Annotated in this window: 18 protein-coding genes and 3 pseudogenes; 5 read left to right on the top strand and 16 right to left on the bottom strand. The window is 54.5% G+C overall.

What is annotated here, in order from left to right:
• Positions 1-419 precede the first annotated feature (419 nt).
• Positions 420-1,397, top strand: coding sequence for a putative oxygenase MesX (locus ABIE61_RS16070; protein ID WP_354411303.1), 978 nt, complete (start codon positions 420-422; stop codon positions 1,395-1,397).
• Positions 1,398-1,424: 27 nt separating this feature from the next.
• The gene (locus ABIE61_RS16065; RefSeq protein ID WP_354411300.1) at positions 1,425-2,453 is read left to right on the top strand and encodes a methionine synthase; all 1,029 of its coding nucleotides are present in this window, start codon (positions 1,425-1,427) and stop codon (positions 2,451-2,453) included.
• A gap of 194 nt (positions 2,454-2,647) precedes the next feature.
• Here the strand turns inward: ABIE61_RS16065 and ABIE61_RS16060 are convergent, their stop codons facing one another.
• Positions 2,648-3,259: a DNA-3-methyladenine glycosylase family protein gene (locus ABIE61_RS16060; protein ID WP_354411297.1), complete on the bottom strand. Its 612-nt coding sequence runs from the start codon at positions 3,257-3,259 to the stop codon at positions 2,648-2,650.
• A gap of 135 nt (positions 3,260-3,394) precedes the next feature.
• On the bottom strand, positions 3,395-4,318 hold the full coding sequence (locus ABIE61_RS16055; protein WP_091827730.1) for a DMT family transporter: 924 nt from the start codon (positions 4,316-4,318) through the stop codon (positions 3,395-3,397).
• Between the two features lie 227 nt (positions 4,319-4,545).
• Between ABIE61_RS16055 and ada the strand changes: the two genes are divergently transcribed.
• Positions 4,546-5,610: a bifunctional DNA-binding transcriptional regulator/O6-methylguanine-DNA methyltransferase Ada gene (gene ada, locus ABIE61_RS16050; protein ID WP_354411294.1), complete on the top strand. Its 1,065-nt coding sequence runs from the start codon at positions 4,546-4,548 to the stop codon at positions 5,608-5,610.
• Positions 5,611-5,904: 294 nt separating this feature from the next.
• Here ada and ABIE61_RS18875 read toward each other — a convergent pair.
• The 8 genes and pseudogenes from ABIE61_RS18875 to glaH form a co-directional block, all read right to left on the bottom strand.
• Positions 5,905-6,028 (bottom strand): annotated as a pseudogene (locus tag ABIE61_RS18875) (methyl-accepting chemotaxis protein); the annotation flags it as partial.
• A gap of 75 nt (positions 6,029-6,103) precedes the next feature.
• Positions 6,104-6,460: pseudogene (locus tag ABIE61_RS18870) on the bottom strand (PAS domain-containing protein); the annotation flags it as partial.
• 647 nt (positions 6,461-7,107) lie between these two features.
• A pseudogene (locus ABIE61_RS16040) lies at positions 7,108-7,279 on the bottom strand (electron transfer flavoprotein subunit beta/FixA family protein); the annotation flags it as partial.
• Between the two features lie 18 nt (positions 7,280-7,297).
• Complete coding sequence (locus tag ABIE61_RS16035) at positions 7,298-8,509, bottom strand: CaiB/BaiF CoA transferase family protein (RefSeq protein ID WP_354411292.1); 1,212 nt, start codon at positions 8,507-8,509, stop codon at positions 7,298-7,300.
• A 47-nt stretch (positions 8,510-8,556) separates the two neighbouring features.
• Positions 8,557-9,744, bottom strand: a complete 1,188-nt coding sequence (locus ABIE61_RS16030; RefSeq protein ID WP_354411290.1) for an acyl-CoA dehydrogenase — start codon at positions 9,742-9,744, stop codon at positions 8,557-8,559.
• Positions 9,745-9,886: 142 nt separating this feature from the next.
• Positions 9,887-11,335, bottom strand: a complete 1,449-nt coding sequence (locus ABIE61_RS16025) for an NAD-dependent succinate-semialdehyde dehydrogenase (protein WP_354411287.1) — start codon at positions 11,333-11,335, stop codon at positions 9,887-9,889.
• Positions 11,336-11,491: 156 nt separating this feature from the next.
• The gene (gene lhgD, locus ABIE61_RS16020) at positions 11,492-12,691 is read right to left on the bottom strand and encodes an L-2-hydroxyglutarate dehydrogenase (protein ID WP_354411285.1); all 1,200 of its coding nucleotides are present in this window, start codon (positions 12,689-12,691) and stop codon (positions 11,492-11,494) included.
• 78 nt (positions 12,692-12,769) lie between these two features.
• Positions 12,770-13,738, bottom strand: coding sequence for a glutarate dioxygenase GlaH (gene glaH, locus ABIE61_RS16015; RefSeq protein WP_354411282.1), 969 nt, complete (start codon positions 13,736-13,738; stop codon positions 12,770-12,772).
• Positions 13,739-13,954: 216 nt separating this feature from the next.
• On the opposite strand from glaH, the gene csiR reads away from it, so the two are divergent.
• Positions 13,955-14,638 carry a DNA-binding transcriptional regulator CsiR gene (csiR, locus tag ABIE61_RS16010; protein WP_354411279.1) on the top strand — a complete coding sequence of 228 codons (684 nt, stop codon included), beginning with the start codon at positions 13,955-13,957 and terminating at the stop codon, positions 14,636-14,638.
• A gap of 105 nt (positions 14,639-14,743) precedes the next feature.
• Here the strand turns inward: csiR and aptA are convergent, their stop codons facing one another.
• Positions 14,744-16,054: an omega-aminotransferase AptA gene (gene aptA / locus ABIE61_RS16005; protein ID WP_354411276.1), complete on the bottom strand. Its 1,311-nt coding sequence runs from the start codon at positions 16,052-16,054 to the stop codon at positions 14,744-14,746.
• Positions 16,055-16,299: 245 nt separating this feature from the next.
• On the opposite strand from aptA, the gene ABIE61_RS16000 reads away from it, so the two are divergent.
• Positions 16,300-17,244: a LysR family transcriptional regulator gene (locus ABIE61_RS16000; RefSeq protein WP_354411274.1), complete on the top strand. Its 945-nt coding sequence runs from the start codon at positions 16,300-16,302 to the stop codon at positions 17,242-17,244.
• Between the two features lie 100 nt (positions 17,245-17,344).
• Here the strand turns inward: ABIE61_RS16000 and ABIE61_RS15995 are convergent, their stop codons facing one another.
• The 5 genes from ABIE61_RS15995 to ABIE61_RS15975 are packed head-to-tail and all read right to left on the bottom strand — an operon-like array spanning position 17,345 to position 21,517.
• Positions 17,345-18,202 carry a D-amino acid aminotransferase gene (locus ABIE61_RS15995; RefSeq protein WP_354411271.1) on the bottom strand — a complete coding sequence of 286 codons (858 nt, stop codon included), beginning with the start codon at positions 18,200-18,202 and terminating at the stop codon, positions 17,345-17,347.
• 60 nt (positions 18,203-18,262) lie between these two features.
• A complete protein-coding gene (locus ABIE61_RS15990; protein ID WP_354411268.1) occupies positions 18,263-19,135 on the bottom strand; it encodes a DUF4392 domain-containing protein in 873 nt (290 codons plus the stop codon).
• A 21-nt stretch (positions 19,136-19,156) separates the two neighbouring features.
• On the bottom strand, positions 19,157-20,110 hold the full coding sequence (locus ABIE61_RS15985) for a 5-oxoprolinase subunit C family protein (protein WP_354411265.1): 954 nt from the start codon (positions 20,108-20,110) through the stop codon (positions 19,157-19,159).
• Positions 20,100-20,786, bottom strand: a complete 687-nt coding sequence (gene pxpB / locus ABIE61_RS15980; RefSeq protein WP_354411263.1) for a 5-oxoprolinase subunit PxpB — start codon at positions 20,784-20,786, stop codon at positions 20,100-20,102. The genes ABIE61_RS15985 and pxpB overlap by 11 nt, the downstream gene beginning before the upstream one ends.
• Positions 20,783-21,517: a 5-oxoprolinase subunit PxpA gene (locus ABIE61_RS15975; RefSeq protein ID WP_354411260.1), complete on the bottom strand. Its 735-nt coding sequence runs from the start codon at positions 21,515-21,517 to the stop codon at positions 20,783-20,785. Before ABIE61_RS15975 ends, pxpB begins: the two co-directional genes overlap by 4 nt.
• Positions 21,518-21,542 lie beyond the last annotated feature (25 nt).

Below are 21,542 nucleotides of genomic sequence, written 5' to 3'. Positions count from 1 at the left end.
GTTGCAGCCGGTTAAAAAGGGTTAAAAGTGTTGAATTTCCGCCTCTGAGGCGGTAACAACGACATTTCAGAGCCTTGGATCGGACTTATTCGTAGTTTTGCTAGCACCCCGCGACAATACATGCTTCCTCATGCGCGAAATACCGGCGACAACGCTGCACTCCGGTTATGAGTTCGACTCTCTCCAGCTTGGACACTCCTCTGCAATAGGTCTACACCCAGGCCTGTTCTGACTGACACCGCAATCCATGAGAATAACTCATGGATTTATTATAAAAAATCAATATTTCTCATCTAAATACAGCTGTATAAATCTCACTTAATTCATTTGCTCCTGCTTCTTGGCTACGAACAAGCCCGAAAAGTGAACAGAGCGACAAAAGTCAGGCTTTATTTTAAGAATCGGAACACGAAATAATCATGAGTCATAACTTCACATACAGCATTAAAAAAATTCGGTTTGATCAACATTATCAACCATCAAGTGACACGCGTCTTACCACTAACTTTGCCAATCTGGCTCGCGGCGAAAAGCGGCAAGAAAACTTATACAGAACCATCAGCATGATCAATAATAGTTTTAACTCGCGTGTACACTGGGACAATCCCGGCGGTGATAGGTACTCAGTCGAGCTTGAAATTATTCATATCGATATTGATATCGAAGGAAATGGCAAAAGTTTTCCTACGATTGAATTTTTAAAAACTCATATTATCGATCATAAAAATAATAGACGTGTCGAAGGTATTGTTGGCAACAACTTCTCGTCCTATGTGCGCGACTATGATTTTAGTATCTTACTGCAAAATCACAACAAAGGAAGAAATCAATTTTCCGTTCCTGAAGGTTATGGTGATTTGCATGGGAAGATGTTTAAAGACTTTATTAACTCTTCTAGTTACAAAGATAATTTTAATAAACTTCCGGTTATATGCTTAAGCGTATCAGATAATAAAACCTATTATCGAACCAGCAATCAGCATCCTGTTTTAGGTGTTGAATACATGCCTAATGATTCATCTTTGACTGAAAGATATTTCAAAAAAATGGGCATGGAGGTACGCTATTTTATGCCGCCAAATAGTGTTGCGCCTTTCGCTTTTTACTTCTTTGGCGACTTGCTGAATGACTATACCAATTTAGAGCTAATCAGTACCCTCAGCATTATGGAGACCTTCCAGAAAATTTATCGGCCGGAAATCTATAATGCACACTCCGTTGCAGGCGAAGAGTATAAGCCAAGCTTGAAAAACGAGGACTACTCATTGACGCAAGTGATTTATGATCGAGAGGAACGCAACCTTTTGGCGGTAAAACAAGGCAAATGGTGCGAAGATAACTTCATTCAACGTTATCAACCTATCCTAGAAAAATGGGCTACAGAATTTGCCGCATAATTACTTATGCTACTGAATGGAATTTTTATGAATAAATTACTTCCCACATCCACCGCTGGAAGTTTGCCTAAACCTTCATGGTTAGCAGAACCTGAAAAACTCTGGTCTCCCTGGAAATTAGAAGGTGATGAACTCGCTAAAGGAAAGCAGGATGCACTGCGTGTTACCCTGCATGAGCAAAAAAATGCTGGTATTGATATCGTCAGTGATGGTGAGCAAACCCGTCAACATTTTGTAACAACATTTATCGAGAACTTGAGTGGCGTAGATTTCAAGAACAAAAAAACTGTCAGAATTCGAGACCGCTACGACGCTAGTGTTCCTGGTGTCATAGGCCCAGTAAGCCGTCAAAAATCTGTATTTGTCGAAGACGCAAAGTTCCTTCGGTCTCAAACGAGCCAGTCCATTAAATGGGCACTTCCGGGCCCTATGACCATGGTAGATACACTCTACGATGATTTTTACCAGGACCGTAAGGAGCTGGCGTTCGAATTCGCCAAGGCTCTGAACGAAGAAGCTAAAGAACTCGAAGCCGCGGGTGTCAACATCATTCAGTTTGATGAGCCTGCTTTTAACGTATTCCTCGATGAGGTTAGTGAATGGGGTATAGAAGCGTTAGAAAAAGCGACTGAAGGACTTAAATGCGAAACGGCGGTTCATATTTGTTATGGTTATGGTATCAAAGCCAACACTGACTGGAAAAAGACCCTGGGAACAGAATGGCGTCAATATGAGCGGACCTTTCCTGCAATTCAGAAATCAAGCATCGATATTGTTTCTCTAGAGTGCCATAACGGCCGTGTGCCATTGGAAGTGCTGGCGCTGCTTAAGGGTAAGAAAATCATGGTCGGTGCTATCGATGTAGCAACTGACACCATCGAAACGCCTGAAGAGGTTGCTGCGACCATTCGCGAAGCACTTAAATATGTAGATGCAGATAAGATTTACCCTTGCACTAATTGTGGTATGGCACCACTTTCACGAGAACTGGCCAGAGGTAAACTGAATGCACTGGCTGCTGGTGCAGAAATTGTTAGAAAAGAGCTATCTAAATAGCTCTCGGTACGAATCTAACAGAGAGTAAATAATGGGGCTTTAATAGCTCCATTATTTCTTCAATATAAAGATATCAATTGATGAGTTCATATATTTTTTAAAAAACAACATACCGACTGTTTTAGCACTAGCTGTAACTGGGGTATTCGCAGGTGTTTTGGCAGGTTTGTTGAGTGTGGGCGGCTGTATATAAGTCACGCAGGGGCACCTCGATAGTAGTGCCAAAGAAACAGAGACCCAACACTCCTCCAAGGTGACCAATGCTCGACCATATCACGTGCTTGCTTGGGTGTTGGCCTGGCAGAAAGCCCCTTCAAGCGTCCCAGGGCAACTAGTAAAGCCAGATCGTCAGCAGGAAAAATATCACTCCGTTTCAAAGAGAACATCAGATAAATCTCAGCGCTCCAGCGGCCAAAACCTCGCAATTCCATTATTGCTTCAATCGCCCTCTCATCGCTCAAATCAGCAAGCCCGTCAATATCAAAGCGCTCCGAGTCAACAGCCTCAGCCAAGCCTTTGGCATATTCAATCTTTCGCCAGGATAACCCTGCATCACGTAACGCTTGGTCATCCACATGTAGCAATCCAGTGGCTGTCATATCAGGCATCAGAGCTGCTACTCGATCCATAATGACACGCGCGACTTCCGTCGAAATTTGCTGGCTTATAATGGTCGATAGAAACGTCTCAAAACCTTGTGGCCGATGGCGCGGGGGTGGCGGCCCCAGCTCTGTTAATGCATATTCAATATCTTTATCGATGAGGGCAAGAGCCTTCATTCCACAATCTATGTCCTGTGCATTCATAAAGCTGCTCTTCACTTCAGGTTTTGAAAGACAAACTACTTGGCTGGCCAAGCAGTGGCAGCATAGTTCTATTCGTTCCCAAATAGCTCGCAGGTACCCGCGTTGCCAGCTTGCTTGAAAGCTCCGCAGCGGCCGTTAGGCTTTCGCTGTTACCCTGCGCCGCCAAAGCCGCCCATCGATGGCGGATAAACCCAGTGCTATCAGCGCCATTCCCACAAAATGGACAACCTCTAGTGTCTCGTTTAGGAGCAGCGAACCGAGCAATATTGCCGAGACAGGCACCAGCAATGTGACCAACAGCAGGTTGGTTGCTCCTGCCGATGCCAGTATTTTGAAATAGAGGACATAAGCTACTGCCGTTGAAAGAACGGCCAAGCCAAAGATTGCTCCCCATGTCCCTGTATTTATCTCGGTTATATCAGGTGGACCCTCTACAGCCAGGGCGATAGGTGCCAACACAAGCGCTGATGCTGTGACCTGGCCAGCCGCTGTAATGATCGGGTTTACAGCCATTGCCTTAAATCGGCGACCATATACACCCGCAAATGCGTAAGACAATGTTGCAGCAATGATAGCGACCTGCGCGAGTAAGCTGTTATCACCATCAATAGCGGGTAGACCGATCATCATAACTACCCCGATAAAGCCAATCATTACACCCACGATTTTTAATGGTGTAGCACGCTCGTCGGGCAACAGCATGCTTGCGACGACAACAGTGAAGATAGGGGTTGCAGCGTTAAGGATTGATGCCAGCCCCGAAGCTATTTGAGTTTGCCCCCAAACGATGAGCGCAAAGGGAATGACATTGTTCAACAGCCCCATTCCCAGAAATGCCGCCCAAACTTCCAGGCTCTTTGGAGGTCGCAGCCCCATTACCAGCACGATGCACCATAACGTTATGGCTGCGATCCCGACTCTTAGAGTAACAATGGTTAATGGAGGAAGATCTGTAACAGCCACACCGACGAAGAAAAAGGACCCTCCCCATAGGACGGACAACGTAATCAGCATCGCCCACTCGCGAGTACCCATAGTGGTGTTGATAGAAGATGTCATAGTGAATGCCAGCCCAAAATGAATACAGGTTGGAACTATCATAACGAGTGATCAAAAGACGAAACATCCGATTCTTGCATTCTAATTCGCTTTCAATACCAGGCCTGCATTCAGGACTCCTGATGCAACAACTCCATCGATTGAAAATTGCTTAGCAATAATCGGATGGACGCGCTCCTCGAAATCGGCTCAACTAGTATTATCAACTTCGCAAAAAGTACTACGTCATGTCGATGCCATCAGAACAGCAAATGCGAGCCGCAATAGAAGCAAGGGATGAGTCCTACGATGGACGATTCTTCTACGGCGTCATCACGACTGGCGTATTCTGCAAACCGTCCTGCTCCGCTCGCTCTGCCAAGCCTGAAAACCTGAGGTTTTTTTCTACTATTGAAAGCGCCATGTTGGCAGGCTTCAGGCCCTGCAAACGCTGCCAGGCCACAGCAAAGATTCCACGAATAGATCGATTGGTGGAGATCGCCCGCCATATTGAAAAGCATGCTGATGAACGGCTAACACTGTCTAGTTTGGCTGAGTTAGCCGAACTGTCTCCTTCAAGACTGCAAAGAATATTCAAGGAAGCCTTTGGTATTTCACCAAAAGCCTACCAAGACGCTGTTCGAATGCGGCACTTCAAGCAATTATTGAAGGAAGGTGACAGCGTGACCAATGCGATTTTTTCCTCAGGTTTTGGCTCCATTAGTCGTGTCTATGGCGAAGCAACCCGCAATATCGGAATGACGCCAAAGACCTATCGATCAGGCGGTGCTGGTGAGACCATTGCCTACGCATGCCGAAACACTGCACTGGGTCAGATGGCTATGGCCGCGACTGATAAAGGCGTCTGTTTTGTCCAATTTGGTGAGGATAAAGCATCATTGGTTACCAATTTAAAAGCGGAGTTCCCCAATGCTGAGTTGAGCGCCTCACCTGCGCAAGACGCTCCCGAACTTGATGCCTGGATGGAAGCCTTGGATCAGCATATTAGTAAAGGGGCTCCCAGACCTGACCTGCCGCTTGATATGCGGGGCACAGCCTTTCAAATGAAGGTATGGCAGTTTCTGTTGAGCATCCAAGAAGGCAACGTTCTCAGTTATAGCGAGGTGGCTGAAAAAATCGACAAGCCCAAAGCGGTTCGGGCAGTGGCATCAGCGTGTGCAAAAAACCGTATAGGCGTGCTTATCCCTTGCCATCGGGTCTTGAGAGGAGACGGAAGCCTTGGCGGATACCGCTGGGGGCTGGAGCGAAAACGAGCCCTACTAGACGCGGAAAGAAAGCGGCGTTTTGGATAATCCTGCTGCCGCAAGCCGTCTGGTTCAGTGAATACTCGATAAAATCGAATGTTTGGTAAATTTCTTCCCCCAGTCCGAACGAACTCCACCAGAACGCCCTTACTCAGTTTAGAGAGAAGTCATGATTCCACCCTGTCGCATTTTTTATCGTGAAGATGCGACCTGCTCCCCACTTTCTTTATCGTCCCTGCTTACTCAGAACAGTTATAGTCATTGCAATAGATGGCTACTCGACCTGACGATTGAACTCACCGAGCATATTCTGGATCTTTGTCGTGGCATCACGGGTACGGCCTGCCAGCAACTTTACTTCATCCGCAACGACTGAAAAGCCTCGCCCACTCTCACCGGCTCGGGCTGCCTCGATCGCCGCGTTAAGTGCTAATAGGTTCGTTTGGTCCGCAATACTTCGAATCACATCCACCACTTCTGATATCTGCTCATAGGTACTTTGCATCGCTGTCAGCTCACGCTGGTGCAGCGCTTCGGCACGTTTCTCGTCGCTGATGTCCCGTACCGCACCCACCACCCGCAGCAGTCTCCCCTTCTCGTCACGCAACCCCATGCCGCGCTCCCGGAACCAGGTCTCGCCCCGCGTCTTATGGTTCATGCGGTATTCGACGACATAACGAGCATTCGGATCGGTGGAGGCCACGAACTCACTGAACGCCTGCATCATCCGCTTGAAATCATCTGGATGGGTTATCCGCTCGTAACTGTCCCAACCGTCGGTAAACTCCTGTGCGTTGTACCCGATCAGGTCGCGGAACTGGGACGACCAGCGCAGAACATTATCAGGATGATCGGGATCGCCATCGATAATCTTGTAGTCCCAGCTTCCTTCGGTCATCGCCCGTTTGGTGAGCTCCCAGACCTGCTGCTCCTGGCACATCGCGTCGAGGTGCTGAGAGCTGTCCTCCAGCTGCCTCTGCAACTCCTCTAGGCCAAGCTGGTAGCTGTCACGCTCGTCCGCCACCCGCTGCAGCACCTGCTTCAGTTCCTCCAGCTCGGTTTCCAGCTGGACCTTGGCCCGGGTAGGCTCATCGATCTGCTGCTGCAGATCACTGAAGCCGCTGGACAGGCGCTGCAGGGCATGACCAAGCGCCTGGTAGGACTCCACATCCGGTACAGAGCCCGGCCGCCCATCAACAACCTGGTTGATCCCCTCGGCTATGCGATCCGCCAAGGTCTGGAGTCTTTTGCCCAGAAACATCTATCTCTCCCAATCGAAACCTGAATCTGAAACAGCAACATCTGTCATGAGAAGCCGAACCAATGAATTGTTCGACAATCCAACCTGGAAGCATGGATGATAACATATTAGATCATATGTTATGACTAATAATGTCCCTCTTCTCTCGCCTTGTAAAGCACGTGAAGCACGAACCGAGACGCGCAAATTGAGGAAGGATTGGCGGAAAGAAGCCTCAACCGGCGGCAGGAGAAAAAGGCCGGGACTTAAGCACCCTGTTCGCAGTAACGGGGTAGCAGTCCCGGCACTTCAGTCGCGATCCCCGCTTCCTGGAGCCGGATCGCCTCTTCCACGGCGATGCCACAGAAAGTGGTTCAGGGCCATTTGGGGTTGGTCAGGCCGGCATCAGAATGGTCGGCCTTGACGTCTCTTGATGTTGTAAACGATGACGTGCTTTACAGAGACGAGTACCTTCATAAATGGCTCTCCTGCACTCTATCGGATCACGCCTTTATGTCTCAGAGCATCCAACTGCGCTTTCCGTTCGGGCAACAGCCTCTCAAGCACTTGAGTGGTATGTTCCCCCAAACCCGGTGGCGCCTGATGTGAATTCATTTGTTGATTATCGAAACGCACCGGGTTGCTGACCAACGCCACTTCGCCTGCTTCGTTATGTGTCAGCGTAATTTTGATGCCACGGTGTTGTACTTGGGGGTCAGTAAATACTTGCTCCATATTATTGATTGGGCCGCAGGGAACACCTTGCTGCTCCAATGCATGGAGCCAAAAGTCAGAGGGTTGGCGACTGATAATCTGCTCAAGCTGCGGCACCAATACAGAACGGTTTTCAACCCTGCCACGGTTACTGGCAAAGCGCTCGTTCTGGGCAATTTCAATCGCCCCGGCGACGGCACAAAACTTCTGGAATTGAGAGTCGTTGCCAATGGCCAGGATAATATGACCATCGGCGGTGGCAAACGCCTGATAGGGCACGATATTGGGATGTGTGTTTCCCAGGCGAGCAGGAGAGACCCCAGAGGTTAGGTAGTTCAAGGCCTGGTTGGCCAGCACACCGACCTGCACATCGAGCAAGGATACGTCGATATGGGCGCCACGGCCGGTACGATCACGCGCAATGAGCGCTGACAGAATGGAGGTCGCAGCATACATGCCGGTAAAAATGTCGACCACGGCAACGCCCACTTTTACAGGCCCACCGCCCGGTTCAGAGTCCGGCTTGCCCGTGATCCCCATTAATCCGCCCATTCCCTGCAGCAAGAAGTCATATCCGGCACGGTTGGCATAGGGTCCATTCTGGCCAAAGCCCGTGATGGAGCAGTAAATCAGGTCGGGTTTGACCGTTTTCAGACTTTCATAATCAAGCCCGTAACGCCTGAGGCCACCGACTTTAAAGTTTTCCAGCACCACATCGCAATGAAGTACCAGGTCGCGGATCAATGCCTGTCCTTCTGACTGGGCGATATCGATCGCCACTGATTGCTTGCCCCGGTTGGCACTAAGGTAATATGCGGCATCATGGGTATCAGCCAGGAATGGCGGCCCCCAGCCACGGGTGTCATCACCACGCTCGGGGTGTTCCACTTTGATCACCTCTGCCCCCATATCAGCCAGGTGCTGGCTGCACCAGGGACCGGCCAGGATACGTGACAGATCAAGAACGCGAATACCGGTTAAAGGCTTATCCATTTCAGTTCTCCCGCTTGAGCGGGCATCCTGAGATGCCCACTGTCCAATCAGCAAAATGCCTGAATGCCGGTCTGGGCTCGCCCCAGAATCAACGCATGCACATCATGGGTACCTTCATAGGTATTTACGGTTTCCAGATTCACCATGTGACGCATGACACCGAACTCGTCGGAGATGCCATTACCACCATGCATATCACGGGCGACACGTGCGATATCCAGCGCTTTCCCGCAATTGTTTCGCTTGATCAGTGAGACCATCTCCGGCGCCCAATTACCGGCATCCATCTGACGGCCAACCTGGAGCGCCGCCTGTAACCCGAGCGCAATCTCGGTCTGCATGTTGGCCAGTTTGAGCTGCACCAGCTGGTTTGCGGCCAGGGGGCGGCCAAACTGCTTGCGATCCAGCGTGTACTGACGTGCGGCGTGCCAGCAGAACTCAGCGGCACCGAGCACACCCCATGCGATGCCAAAACGCGCCTTGTTCAGGCAGCCAAACGGGCCGGACAGACCACTGGCATTGGGCAGCATATTCTCTTCCGGTACGAATGCTTCATCGAGCACGATCTCACCCGTAATCGATGCTCGCAGACTAAGCTTGCCTTCGATTTTCGGTGTGGAGAAACCTTTAGTGCCACGCTCGACGATAAACCCGCGGATCTTACCTTCGTGTGCTTCAGACTTGGCCCAAACCACCGCGATATCTGCGCTAGGACTATTGGTGATCCACATTTTCTGACCGGTCAACAGATAACCTCCATCGACCTTCTTGGCACGGGTGATCATTGAGCCAGGATCAGAACCGTGATCGGGTTCAGTCAGACCGAAGCAACCCACCATTTCACCCGAGGCCAACTTCGGCAGGTATTTCTTTTTCTGATCTTCAGAGCCATAGGTCTCGATTGGATACATCACCAGTGAAGACTGAACACTCATAGCGGAGCGGTAGCCAGAGTCTACGCGTTCTACCTCACGGGCAATCAAACCGTAAGCCACGTTGTTAAGACCGGCACCGCCGTACTCTTCGGCTACCGTAGCCCCCAGGAGACCCATCTCGCCCATCTCGTTCATGATCTCACGATCGAAACGCTCTTCACGGTAGGCCTTGAGTACCCGAGGTTGCAGTGTGTCCTGACAGTAGGCATGTATAGTCGCACTGACTTGACGCTCTTCTTCAGTCAATTGCTGTACTAACAGTAGCGGATCATCCCAATTGAAACTTGTACTATTTGACATAAATATGACTCCTGAATAGATCTCTAATCATTACTATGTAGTCAGGGTTATTCTCCAATAAACCAGCACATCGGAGCTGCTCAACCCTTTTGATTAACCCTCAGCTGCAAAGCGGCTGATCATCCTTCAGCAAACACCAGGATTAAACGCCACCCATACATATGTATTTGAGTTCCAAATAGTCGTTGATACCGTGTCGAGAACCTTCTCGTCCCATACCGGACTCTTTTATCCCACCAAAAGGTGTGACTTCATTGGAAATAATGCCCTCGTTAATACCGACCATGCCGTATTCCAGGCCCTCGGCTACACGCCAGCAGCGACCGATGTCGCGCGTGTAAAAATAGGCGGCCAGACCAAAGGGCGTCGCGTTGGCACGTTCAATCACCTCTTCCTCTTCATCGAACACGAAAAGTGTCGAGATCGGGCCAAAAAGCTCTTGATTGGCAATATCCATCTGCTCGTTCACCTGGCCCAGCAGCGTCGGCTGAAAGAACAGCTCACCGGCCTCATGACGCTGGCCACCGGACAGCAGCTGAGCCCCCTGATCCAGCGCCTGTTTGACAACACTCTCGACACGCTCGATCGCCTTGGTGTTGATCAGCGGACCGATTTCGGTTGTCGCATCAATCCCCTTGCCCACACGCAGCTCGGCCACGGCCGCGCTGAACCGTTTCACGAACTCATCCTGTACGCCGCGCTGAACGTAAATCCGGTTGGTGCAGACACAGGTCTGACCGGCATTACGGTATTTGGAGATCAGCACGCCCTTGATCGCTTCATCCAGATCAGCATCATCAAAGATGATGAACGGCGCGTTCCCCCCCAGTTCCATGGATACTTTTTTCACGGTATCGGCCGCCTGACGCAGGATATGCTTGCCAACCGGGGTTGAGCCGGTGAACGAGACCTTGCGTACCAGCGGGTGTGCCGTCAGTGTATCGCCCACGGCAGCCGGATCGGCGGTGGTGACAATATTGATTACACCCGCCGGGAAACCGGCTCTTTCGGCCAGTTCAGCCAGCGCTAGGGCACACAGCGGCGTATCTTCGGCAGGCTTGAGCACAACAGTACAGCCAGCGGCCAGCGCCGGGGCGATCTTGCGCGTGATCATGGCAACCGGGAAATTCCACGGCGTGATTGCAGCTACCACACCCACCGGCTGCAGAATGGTGACCAGACGACTGGTCGGCGAGGGCGACGGAATATGCTCGCCGTAGGTCCGTTTGGCTTCCTCGGCAAACCACTCGGCAAAGGATGCGCCATAGGCCACTTCGCCACGCGCTTCGGACAAGGGTTTGCCCTGCTCGGCGGTCAACAGCTGTGCCAGAGCTTCCTGATTCTCCATGAGCAGCTCGTACCAGCGACGCAGCAGAGCACAGCGCTGTTTGGCCGTGGTTTTCTTCCAGCTGGCAAAGGCACGGTCCGCTGCTTCAACCGCCGCACTGGCTTCGGCAGCACTCAGATCGGGGACCTCGCCGACCTTCTCACCGGTAGCCGGATTCAGAACATCCAGGGTCTTGCCGGACGCGGCACTGACCCACTGACCATCAACATAAGCCTGATTTTTGACAAGTTCTCTGCTCTGCATAGTCGTCGACTCTCTGCAACTGGGACAGGCCGAAGCGACTCTCGCCACACGACCTGTGGTTATTCGGATAGCTCGATACTAACACCGTCCCCGCAAGGAACTCGCGGGTGCGTTTAAACGTAAAGTTTTACGTCAGCCAAACAACCCCGGCATGCCTCAATCTAGATCAAACTGCTTGCAGGCCTCAGCAATGATGTAACGTCCAATCGGCAGTGCAGACGTCGCGGCCGGCGAAGGTGCGTTGCAGACATTGATGGTTCGACGGGTACGCACGAACAGGAAGTCATCCACCAGCTTGCCATCTTTCGATACGGCCTGTGCACGCACCCCTGCCGGGTAGGGCGTGAGGTCATCCCGAGTGATGCCGGGGCAGTATTTCTGTACCTCTTTCAGATAGCCGCCCTTGAACACAGAGTTCTTGAGCTCGATCAGACCCGGCTTGAAGTTGGCTCGCAGCACCTTGCGGATGCCGGCGTAACCGAGGGTCTCCAGCGTATCGCTCAGGGAGATGTCGGTCTTGCGATAGCCTTCGCGTTTCCATGCCAATACCGCATTGGGTCCAACCGTTACCGTGCCATCGATCATGCGGGTCAGATGAACACCCAGGAACGGCATGCTCGGATCCGGTATCGGATAGATCAGATGCTTCACAATCTGGTTGTGCTGCGGCGGCAACAGATAGTACTCGCCCCGGAAGGGGCAGATGCGAAACTCGGGTTCCACACCCAGCATACGCACCACACGATCCGCCATAAGACCGGAGCAGGAGATCAGATAGCGGCCACTGACATCGCCGGTGCTGGTCGATACCACGACGCCCATGCTGTCTTCTTTCAGGGCGATGACTTCAGTGTTGTAGTGAATCTCGCCATCCATCTGCTGAATCCGACGCGCCATCGCTTCGGTGACCTTGCGATAGTTGACGATGCCGCTGGATGGCACGAAGATGCCGCCAATGCCGGTGATATTGGGTTCGCGCTCTTTCAGCTCATCCGCACTCAGCCAGTAACGTTCCAGTCCATTGGCGGCGGTACGTTCCCAGAGTGCCTTCATGCGCTCCATTTCGACGGCGTTGGTCGCGACGAGCAGCTTGCCGCATTCGTCATATTCGATCGCGTTTTCATCACAGAAACGCTTGGTATCGATATTGCCCTGCAGACAGAACTGAGCTTTCAGACTGCCCGGCGTATAGTAGACGCCGGCATGAATCACACCGGAGTTGTGACCGGTCTGGTGCTGGGCAGGCCCTGCTTCTTTCTCGACCACCAGTAGTTTCTTACCGGGGTAACGCGCCAGAAGCTGCATCGCGGTGGACATGCCCACGATACCGCCACCGATAATAATGAAATCGTACATCATCTCTCCTGCTGAAACGGCAAAAGACCGCCCGTTACACGAGTGGTCTTTGGATGTTGGTCAGTTGCCGATACCCTGTCACTGCTTGGGATGACGCAGTGTCTTGGCGTGAGTGAAATACCCACGCTGACGCATCAGCTCACGGCGCAGCCCCTGATGGGCGACAAACTTGTCACGACCGTGCAGCCAGAAATGGTTGTTGATCAGCAGGAAACTGCCCACCGGCACACGAACGGACAGGATCGACGGGCTGGTTTCAAGCGACTCGGACAGATCGGTCAACCAGTTGCCCTCGTCATAGTTGGCCGGCTGAACAAACTGATCGATGTAGGACATGATCGGCTTGCCGCTGCGGTCCACGTCGAATACGGCATGGTAAACATCCTTGGCGGTGTTTTTGCTCGGCGGCGCTGCCCAGCGCATGACGCGATGTGCCATGGGGTCATTGTAAAAGCGATTCAGATCGGCCCAGTCATCGAGGTGCAGCAGCAGCGAGTTACCGCCTTCCATGTTCTGCTCATCGATCTTCAGCATCAGGACGTAATCGGTATCCTGCTCCACGAAAGTACCGTCGTTGTGCAGCTCCATCACCCGGTGCGCCTGGCGCAGATAGCTGTCGGAGTTGTCGTCGTTCTGCACCACGAAACGGGCATAGTACTGGCCGCTCATGGCATCGTAGTTGGAGCGACCAAACAGGTGCGCCACCGCCGTGGTGAACTTCACCATATCCTCGGCCTGTTCAACGCAATCAAGTCCTTCAGGGGTAATCAGCAACGCACCGCTGGCGCGATCAGCCAGGGTGTTGACCAGCAGTGACTGCAGCTGACCACCGCACAGCTGATTCAGAACCTGGGCGACACGAAAGCGCAGCATGGACTTGTATTCCAGCGCCTGCACCGGCCATTCGGCGACACCGGCCAGAAAGGCCTGGACGGTTTCAGCATCAAACTTCAGCTCCAGCAGACGTTCACTCTGCACGGAAGGCTGCAGGCTGAAGCCCTTGCCGGTCAGGGTGATCTCTTTCAGCGGTTGAACTGTGGCTTTCATAAGCACCTCTGTCTTCAAACGGTTCTTGTTGTCGGGGATGGAGAGGGGCACCCAGGCCCGGTGATCGCTCCAGATAGGGCTACAATACATAATAAAAATTATATTTTCAAGAAATATCTACATTTTTTGATTGTATCGACAAATTAGACATCTTTGCTGTAATTTGCCCTCTGCCGATATAATTCGAACTCCCGACCACCTGGGCATCAGGACACCATGACTGAAAAAACCAACCTGGCTGACATCGCTTATCAACTGCTCAAACGTGACATTACGTGCGGCGAATTCCGGCCGGGAGACAAGCTGCTGATGAGCCATCTGCGCGAGCGCTATGAGATCGGTACAGGACCGATGCGCGAAGCCCTGTCGCGGCTGGTGGCGGAGCACCTGGTTACCGCCGCCAGTCAACGCGGTTTCCGGGTTGCGCCCATGTCCGCCGACGAGCTGTATGACATCTACTTTGCGCGCGCCAGCCTGGAAGCGATGATTGTGGCCCTGGCGGTTGAACGGGGGGACGAAAGCTGGGAGGCATCCGTGATCGCAACCGCGCATACGCTGGCGCGGGTCGAAACGCTGGACAGTGCCGATCAGATGCTGACGCTGTGGGACAGTCGCCACAAGGCGTTTCACAACGCCATCGCCAGCGGCTGTGGTTCCAACAAACTGATGGAGTTGCGTTCAACCATGCTCGATCAGGCGGAGCGCTACCGGCAGCTGTGGCTGCGCCATACGGTATTTTCCACCGAAGCCCTGGACGCAAAGCGCAATGAACACCAGCTGTTGGTGGAGGCCCTGCTGTCACGTGACCGCGAGCAGGTGCGGCAGATGATGTTCGACCACATGATGAATCCGATACCGATCATCACCGCCATTCTGCAGGAGCGCGGCCTGGCCAGCTGAAACGCAAAAAACCGGGTGTCTGGGTGACACCCGGAAGCGGTCGACCTTCACGATCGTTTCCTGAGCAAGATGGCCATGGCTCGGGAAAGGGGATCAGCCCTGCAATCAGAACATCTCTTTTGAGATCTGAGTGAAGATGTCGACGATCTGGTCAACATGCTCCTTCTCGATGATCAGCGGCGGTGACAGTGCAATGATGTCCCCCACGGCACGGATCGACATACCCAGCTCGTAACAGCGCTTCATGATGGTCGGACCGACCAGTGAACCGTCCGCAGCGGCGAACTGTACGGCACCGATCAGGCCATAGTTGCGCACGTCGACGATGCCCGGCAGACCTTTCAGCGAGTGCAGCGCTTCCTGCCAATAGGCCCCTATCTCGCCGGAGCCGCGTTGCAGTAAGCCTTCGGATTCGTAGATATCCAGTGTCGCCAGGCCCGCCGCACAGGCGACCGGGTGCGCGGAGTAGGTGTAGCCATGGAAGAACTCGACCTGGCCTTCCGGCGCGGCGTTCATGACGGTGTCGTAAATCTCGTCTTTCACGAAGACGGCCCCCAGCGGCAGCACACCGTTGGTGATCCCCTTGGCGGACGTGATCATGTCCGGCTGTACATCAAACTTCACGGCGCCAAAGGCATCGCCCAAACGGCCCCAGCCAGAGATCACTTCATCAAAGATCAGCAGTACGTCATGACGCGTACAGATCTCGCGAAGTTTCTTCAGGTAGCCGATCGGCGGCAGAATCACGCCACCGGCACCGCTGACCGGTTCCACGATCACCGCTGCGACGCTCTCAGGGCCATGGAACTGCAGCAGGTTTTCCAGCGCTTCAGCACGCTCGATCCCGAATTCAGGCAGCCCCTGCGTAAAGGCATTACGCTCCAGATCCAGTGTATGCGGCAGATGATCCGCCGGCAGCAGGGGACCGAATCCCTTGCGGTTCGGGGTCAACCCTCCGACCGAGATGCCACCGAAGTTGACGCCGTGATAGCCCTTTTCACGGCCGATGAAGCGGAACTTGCCACCTTTGCCGCGAGCATTCTGATACGCCAGCGCGATTTTCAGGGCACTTTCCACGGCTTCGGAACCGGAACAGGCAAAGAACACGCGGTTCAGGCCAGCCGGTGAATGCTTCACCAGGCGCTCGGCGTATTCAAAGCCGATATCGTGTCCCAGGTTGAACGGCGACGTGTAGTCCAGCGTCTGAATCTGTTTGGCCACCGCTTCGGCGATCTGCTGACGACCATGACCGGCGTTAACACACCACAGACCGGCCGTCGCGTCGAGAATCTTCTGGCCGTTGTCGTTGTAAAGCCACATCCCTTCAGCGCGCTCAATGATCCGCGGGGAGGCTTTGAATGCTCTGTTGGCCGTAAACGGCATCCAGAAATGATCCATGCTTTGATAATTTTTCATCATGCAGCCCTGACTAAGCCGGCCAAGCCGGTGTGTTAATAACTGGATCCAGTTTAGGGCGCCAGGCCATCCGCAAACAGATGCGTGATTAAAAGCCAGGTTTTATGGCGATCAAACTTAGGCGTCGCTGTCTCCTACCCGGCAAATTGATTAAGATGGTTAAAAACCCGTCGTTCATGGCGTGGGAGCCTGTTCCCGGCACCATTCTGCCGGGGTCTCGATAACTGCTAGCGTTGATTGTCGTAATGAGTACTCGAAAATTCTGGCTAGGCCAGGTGGGCGACTATGAGATCAAGCAACTCAAGGTGTTCACGACCGTGGTGGAGTGCGGCGGGTTTTCCGCGGCGGAAACCGAGCTGAACATCACCCGTTCAACCATCAGCATTCACATCGCCAACCTGGAATCACGCCTGAACCTCAGTCTTTGCAAGCGTGGCCGCGGCGGTTTTTCGTTGACCGAAGAGGGGCGCATCATTTATGAGGCTGCGAAAAAGCTGTTCGCGTCACTGGAAGACTTTCGCTCGACGGTCAACAACCTGAATTCCAGTCTGTCCGGCGATCTGCGTCTGCTGTTTTCCGATACGGTCAGTGGCGATCCGCGTCTGCAGCTGCCTGAGCTGATCAATCTGCTGCATGATCAGGCACCCGATGTTTACATCAACATTGATGTTGCCGCCATGACCACGATTGAACAGAAGGTGATTAACGATGAGGCTGAAATTGGTTTCGTGCCGCTGCACCGGGAAATCGAAGGGCTGGAGTATATCCATCTGTTTACCGATGTCTGTCGTCTGTACTGCCATGAAAAACATCCCCTGTACTCGATCCCTGAAGAGCAGTTGACCGATGCCATGATCGACGCCCAGGCGCTGATCCAGGCCGGACTGAAACCGCACAAGGATGCGACACAGCTGATCGAAAACATGGACCTGCGTGCGACCGCCTACTATTACGAAACGCGACTGGCGATGATCCGCTCCGGCAAGTATGTCGGCTTCCTGCCCGAGTTCTATGTCCAGCACCACACCCGCCCCGGTGAGCTCAGAGCCCTGCACCCACAGACCCGCAACTACAAACTGGATTCAGGCGCCATCGTGCGCAAATCGTCTCGTCCCAACAAGGCCCGTGACCTGTTTCTTGCATTGCTGCAGCAAAAGCTGGACCTGCCGGGCAAGCCCAGCCAAGGCTGACATGACGGCCCCTGACGCTGATGTACCCTTTTTCCCTGGCCGATAAACACAATGCCCCAGACGTTGCTGGGGCATTGTGTGGCTGACCTGAACCGACCGATCAGTAGTTGTACTTGCCGGCCGTGTACAGCGCCTGGGCCTTGACCCAGACATCGCCCACCTTGCCATCGGCCACCGGTACGCCATCCAGCTCAATCACCGGCGCAATCTCCTTGCTCGAGCTGGTCAGCCAGACTTCATCGGCGTTGCGCACTTCATCCATGGTGACGATGCGCTCCTCCACCGGGATGCTGCCGTCCTTGCGCAGGATGTCGAGCAGTATCAGGCGAGTGATACCGGGCAGGATCTGGTTGTCCAGTGGTGGGGTGATGACAACACCGTCCTTGACGATATAGGCGTTACAGGCACTGCCTTCGGTCATTTCGCCCTGGGCATTGTACAGAATGATCTCATTGTGGCCGGCTGCATGTCCTTCCTGAAAGTGCATCACGTTGCCCAGCAGGGCCGTGGACTTGATGTTGCAGCGTTTCCAGCGCAGGTCCTGAGTCGAGGCGACCTTGTATGCCTTGACCTTATCCTTGTCGGCCACCGGTGCCGGCGGAATTTCAAAGGCAAAGGCAAACACGGTCGGTGCAATGTTCTCCGGATAGGCATGGTAACGACGTGAATCCGCACCACGGCTCACGTGCAGGTAGATGCCCAGGTTGCCGGAACCGTTCTGTTCAATCAGGGTTTCACACAGCGTACGCCAGTCCGCTTCGCCATAGCCGGACTGGATACTGATCAGCGCCATGCCCTGCTCCATGCGCTCGATATGAGGACCGAACCCCACTAACTTGCCATCATAGGACGGAATGACTTCATAGATACCTTCGCCGAACAGGAAGCCCCTATCCATCGGCGAGATGCGGGCCTCTTCCATCGGCAGGTATTCGCCGTTCAGATACACAATGCTCATTTTATTTTCTCCACTCATCTCGTATTGACCCCTGCACTCACTGGCAAGCCAGAGGCGACTTCAGGCAAAGGCTGTCAGCTGCCGCAGCGACTGCAGCAATGCCTGGCCCTCTGTGGCGGGCAGGCTGTCTTCGGTTAATTCGTTCAGGCGGGTGACGCCGTCCACGCTGCCGCGCTCGGACAAATAGGCCAGCACCGACAGGTTGTCGAAATCGGCCAGCAGGTCTTCACCGTTCAACCAGCTCAACAGCGCGACCAGGGCATGACCGCCCCAGTTGGAGACATCCGCCACCACCAGCTCGTTGCAGCGCGTCACTGCCGCCTTGATATCCAGGTCTTTCAGGGCCGGCCACACGTTACCCATGCCGATCTCGTTGCCGCCATCACCGATCGCGATGGTGGGACAACAGGCCCGATGCATGATCTCGTCAAAGCTGGCCGTATGCTGGCTGATCGACTCGCCGCGCATGTTGTAATAGCCGGCATCTTCGGACTGTCCGGGGCGTTCGATGGCGATGACCAGGGAGGGCGCATGGGCGGCGAGAATATCATCCGCCTGTTGCACCCGGGCGGCGGGACTTTGTGGCCCCAGTGGCAGGCGGTGTACCCGGTAATCCGATTCAAGTGCACCGGCCAAAGGGTCACCACAGACCAGCACCGGCCTGGCCCCACTGCGCTCCAGGGCACGATACAGAGAGATGGCACCGACCGGACCGTCGGTCTCAAAGGTACCAGCCACCGGGAAACCGGTGCCGATCAACACCGTGCCCTGGGCCTGTTGCATCATCAGTGCCGCGCGCAGGCAGTAGCCCGGCAGCATATGACGGCGAACATGCGCCATACCGCGCAGATTACGCGCTACCAGCAGGGCTTCGATTTGCAGGCTCAGCGCGACCGCGTCACGGACACTGCTCTGGTTCAGATGTTGGTTCATGCCGTTACGACTCCGTTAACATTAGCCACGCACGAGTTCGATGCGTTCACGGCGTACCCGCCCCAGCCAGAGCTGGTTATGTGCGTCATCGACCGTGATCGGTTCAAACTGCACCCTCGCGCCCTGGGTCCGCTGTGCCAGAGAGGCCAGGTCCGGTGTAAAGACCGAGCCTAGCTTCGGATAACCGCCAATGGTCTGACGGTCATTGAGCAAGATGATCGGCTGGCCATCCGACGGGACCTGAATCGCGCCCTGACAGATCCCTTCCGACAGGATGCCGTTGATATTGGCGCGTATCGCCTGCCCTTCCAGGCGATAGCCCATGCGGTCGCTGCGTTCGGTGGTGTGGTACTCACTGCTGAAAAAGAGGGCCTGCTGTACCGGATCAAAGTGGTCAATCTGGTAGCCCGGGATGACGCGCAGCCGAACATCGCGATCCTGGACCGGGCGATGTTGAGGCGGCATTACCCATACCCGGGAATCCCGGTCGGTCTGGCAGGGCAGAAAATCCCCCGGTGCCAGCTTGCTGCCGTTGAGCCCGCCGATGCCTTCACGCACCACCGTCGCTGCACTGCCAAAACGCGGCGCGATCTCGAAGCCGCCACTTACCGCCAGATAGGCGCGGCAGCCTTCAGTGGCATAGCCAAGCTCAATCAGATCGCCCCTGCGCACGGCATGACTGCGCCAGCACTCACTGTCCTGGCCGTTGATGCTCAAGCTGAGTTCGGCACCGGTCAGCGCGATACGGGTGTCGACTTCGGCCTCCAGTACCAGCCCCCCGAAACTGATTTCCAATGCGGTGGCACCGGCGTCGTTGTCACACAGACGGTTGGCCCAGTAAAAGGCATCGGGATCCAGTGGCCCGCCGGTGGTCAATCCCAGGTGATGCTGCCCGAAGCGGCCGGTATCCTGAATCAGTGTCATCAGGCCCGGCTGACGGACACGCAGGCCGGTCAGCGTCTGTTCAAGCGTCATCGAGGCAGCCCCCCAAAGCCAGAAACTCGTCGCGCGTAATCGGTTGGAAGCGCACCCTGTCGCCCACGCGCACCGGCATGGAAGGTTCGCGGTCAGGGTCGAACATGGGTTGCGGACACCGGCCGATCAGGTTCCATCCCCCCGGCGAGGCGGCCGGATAGATTGCGGTTTGACGGTCGGCGATGCCGACCGCGCCCCGAGGCACTTTTTGACGGGGTGTTGCCAGGCGGGGGCAGGCGATGCGCGCGTCGACATCCCCCAGGTAGGCAAAGCCGGGGGCAAACCCGATGGCATAGACACGGTATTCACCCGCCTGATGCAGCTCGATCACCTCGTCAGGCGTCAGGCCCGCCTGTGCCGCCAGCGCGGTCAGATCAGGGCCAACCTCCGGGCTGTAATAGACCGGCAGCCTGACCAGACGACCGGTATCCTCCTCGCCAGCATCACCGCCCTGCAACAGCGCCCTGATGCGCTGCTGCATCTCAAGATGATCGGTACGAAAGGGGTCATAGATCACCAGCAGGGATGCATAGGAGGGCACCAGATCCACCAGCTGCTCGCCCAGCGCTTGACGCAGCAGCGTGGCCGCACGCGCCACCGCCGCCGCCACACCGGGCTGACCGTGCTCGCCCAGATAGATCATCAGCGCGCTTTCGCCCGCGACCCTAATGTTCATCCGAGCAACACCTCGCGGATCTCCTGAATCGCCTGTACCCCCGCGGCGTTGTCACCGTGAACGCACACCGTATCGACCTGCAGTTCCAGCGTATGGCCACTGATTGTCGTGACGGTACCGCTGTTTCTCAGCTGTTCGACCTGTTTGAGCATCCTGTCCCGGCTCAGTACGGCCCCTTCACGGCTGCGCGACAACAGCAGGCCGTTATCGTCATAACAGCGATCGGCAAAGGCTTCGAACATCAGCTCGATGCCCCACTCGCTCGCTTCCGCCTGGTGCTGCGTGAACGCGGGCGTCGCCTGCAACATCAGTGCAATGGGCGCGGGGTAATGCGCGATCGCCTGCATCACGGCGCGACGGACCTCGGTGTTGGCCATCATGTCGTTGTAGAGCGCACCGTGCGGCTTGACGTAGCTCAGCGTCATCTGCTGTGTTCGGGCCATCCCGTCCAGCGCCGCAACCTGGTAGTGCATCAGCGCGACGATCTCGTCGGGGTGGCAGTTCAGAGAGCGCCGGCCAAAGCCGACCAGATCCGGATAAGCCGGATGGGCACCGATCACCAAGCCGTGTTCACGTGCCATCGCCAGCGTCTTTTGCATCACCTGGGGATCACCTGCATGAAAGCCGCAGGCAATATTGGCCTGATCGATGTGCGGCATGACGGCCGAGTCAATCCCCATGCGCCAGGCACCGTAGCTCTCTCCCAGATCACAGTTGAGCTTAATGGTCATAACAACTCCTGCAGTGGATGGACGC

The organism is Marinobacterium sp. MBR-111 (genome assembly GCF_040547585.1).
GTDB classification, from domain to species: Bacteria; Pseudomonadota; Gammaproteobacteria; order Pseudomonadales; family Balneatricaceae; genus Marinobacterium; species Marinobacterium iners.
This window is presented reverse-complemented; position numbering and strand designations above follow the sequence as displayed.

Bases quoted from the DNA above. Each gene is read 5' to 3' on its own strand.
- ABIE61_RS16070 (WP_354411303.1), top strand. From the start codon at position 420: ATGAGTCATAACTTCACATACAGCATTAAAAAAATTCGGTTTGATCAA.
- ABIE61_RS16065 (WP_354411300.1), top strand. From the start codon at position 1,425: ATGAATAAATTACTTCCCACATCCACCGCTGGAAGTTTGCCTAAACCT.
- ABIE61_RS16060 (WP_354411297.1), bottom strand. From the start codon at position 3,259: ATGAATGCACAGGACATAGATTGTGGAATGAAGGCTCTTGCCCTCATC.
- ABIE61_RS16055 (WP_091827730.1), bottom strand. From the start codon at position 4,318: ATGACATCTTCTATCAACACCACTATGGGTACTCGCGAGTGGGCGATG.
- ada (WP_354411294.1), top strand. From the start codon at position 4,546: ATGTCGATGCCATCAGAACAGCAAATGCGAGCCGCAATAGAAGCAAGG.
- ABIE61_RS16035 (WP_354411292.1), bottom strand. From the start codon at position 8,509: ATGGATAAGCCTTTAACCGGTATTCGCGTTCTTGATCTGTCACGTATC.
- ABIE61_RS16030 (WP_354411290.1), bottom strand. From the start codon at position 9,744: ATGTCAAATAGTACAAGTTTCAATTGGGATGATCCGCTACTGTTAGTA.
- ABIE61_RS16025 (WP_354411287.1), bottom strand. From the start codon at position 11,335: ATGCAGAGCAGAGAACTTGTCAAAAATCAGGCTTATGTTGATGGTCAG.
- lhgD (WP_354411285.1), bottom strand. From the start codon at position 12,691: ATGTACGATTTCATTATTATCGGTGGCGGTATCGTGGGCATGTCCACC.
- glaH (WP_354411282.1), bottom strand. From the start codon at position 13,738: ATGAAAGCCACAGTTCAACCGCTGAAAGAGATCACCCTGACCGGCAAG.
- csiR (WP_354411279.1), top strand. From the start codon at position 13,955: ATGACTGAAAAAACCAACCTGGCTGACATCGCTTATCAACTGCTCAAA.
- aptA (WP_354411276.1), bottom strand. From the start codon at position 16,054: ATGAAAAATTATCAAAGCATGGATCATTTCTGGATGCCGTTTACGGCC.
- ABIE61_RS16000 (WP_354411274.1), top strand. From the start codon at position 16,300: ATGAGTACTCGAAAATTCTGGCTAGGCCAGGTGGGCGACTATGAGATC.
- ABIE61_RS15995 (WP_354411271.1), bottom strand. From the start codon at position 18,202: ATGAGCATTGTGTATCTGAACGGCGAATACCTGCCGATGGAAGAGGCC.
- ABIE61_RS15990 (WP_354411268.1), bottom strand. From the start codon at position 19,135: ATGAACCAACATCTGAACCAGAGCAGTGTCCGTGACGCGGTCGCGCTG.
- ABIE61_RS15985 (WP_354411265.1), bottom strand. From the start codon at position 20,110: ATGACGCTTGAACAGACGCTGACCGGCCTGCGTGTCCGTCAGCCGGGC.
- pxpB (WP_354411263.1), bottom strand. From the start codon at position 20,786: ATGAACATTAGGGTCGCGGGCGAAAGCGCGCTGATGATCTATCTGGGC.
- ABIE61_RS15975 (WP_354411260.1), bottom strand. From the start codon at position 21,517: ATGACCATTAAGCTCAACTGTGATCTGGGAGAGAGCTACGGTGCCTGG.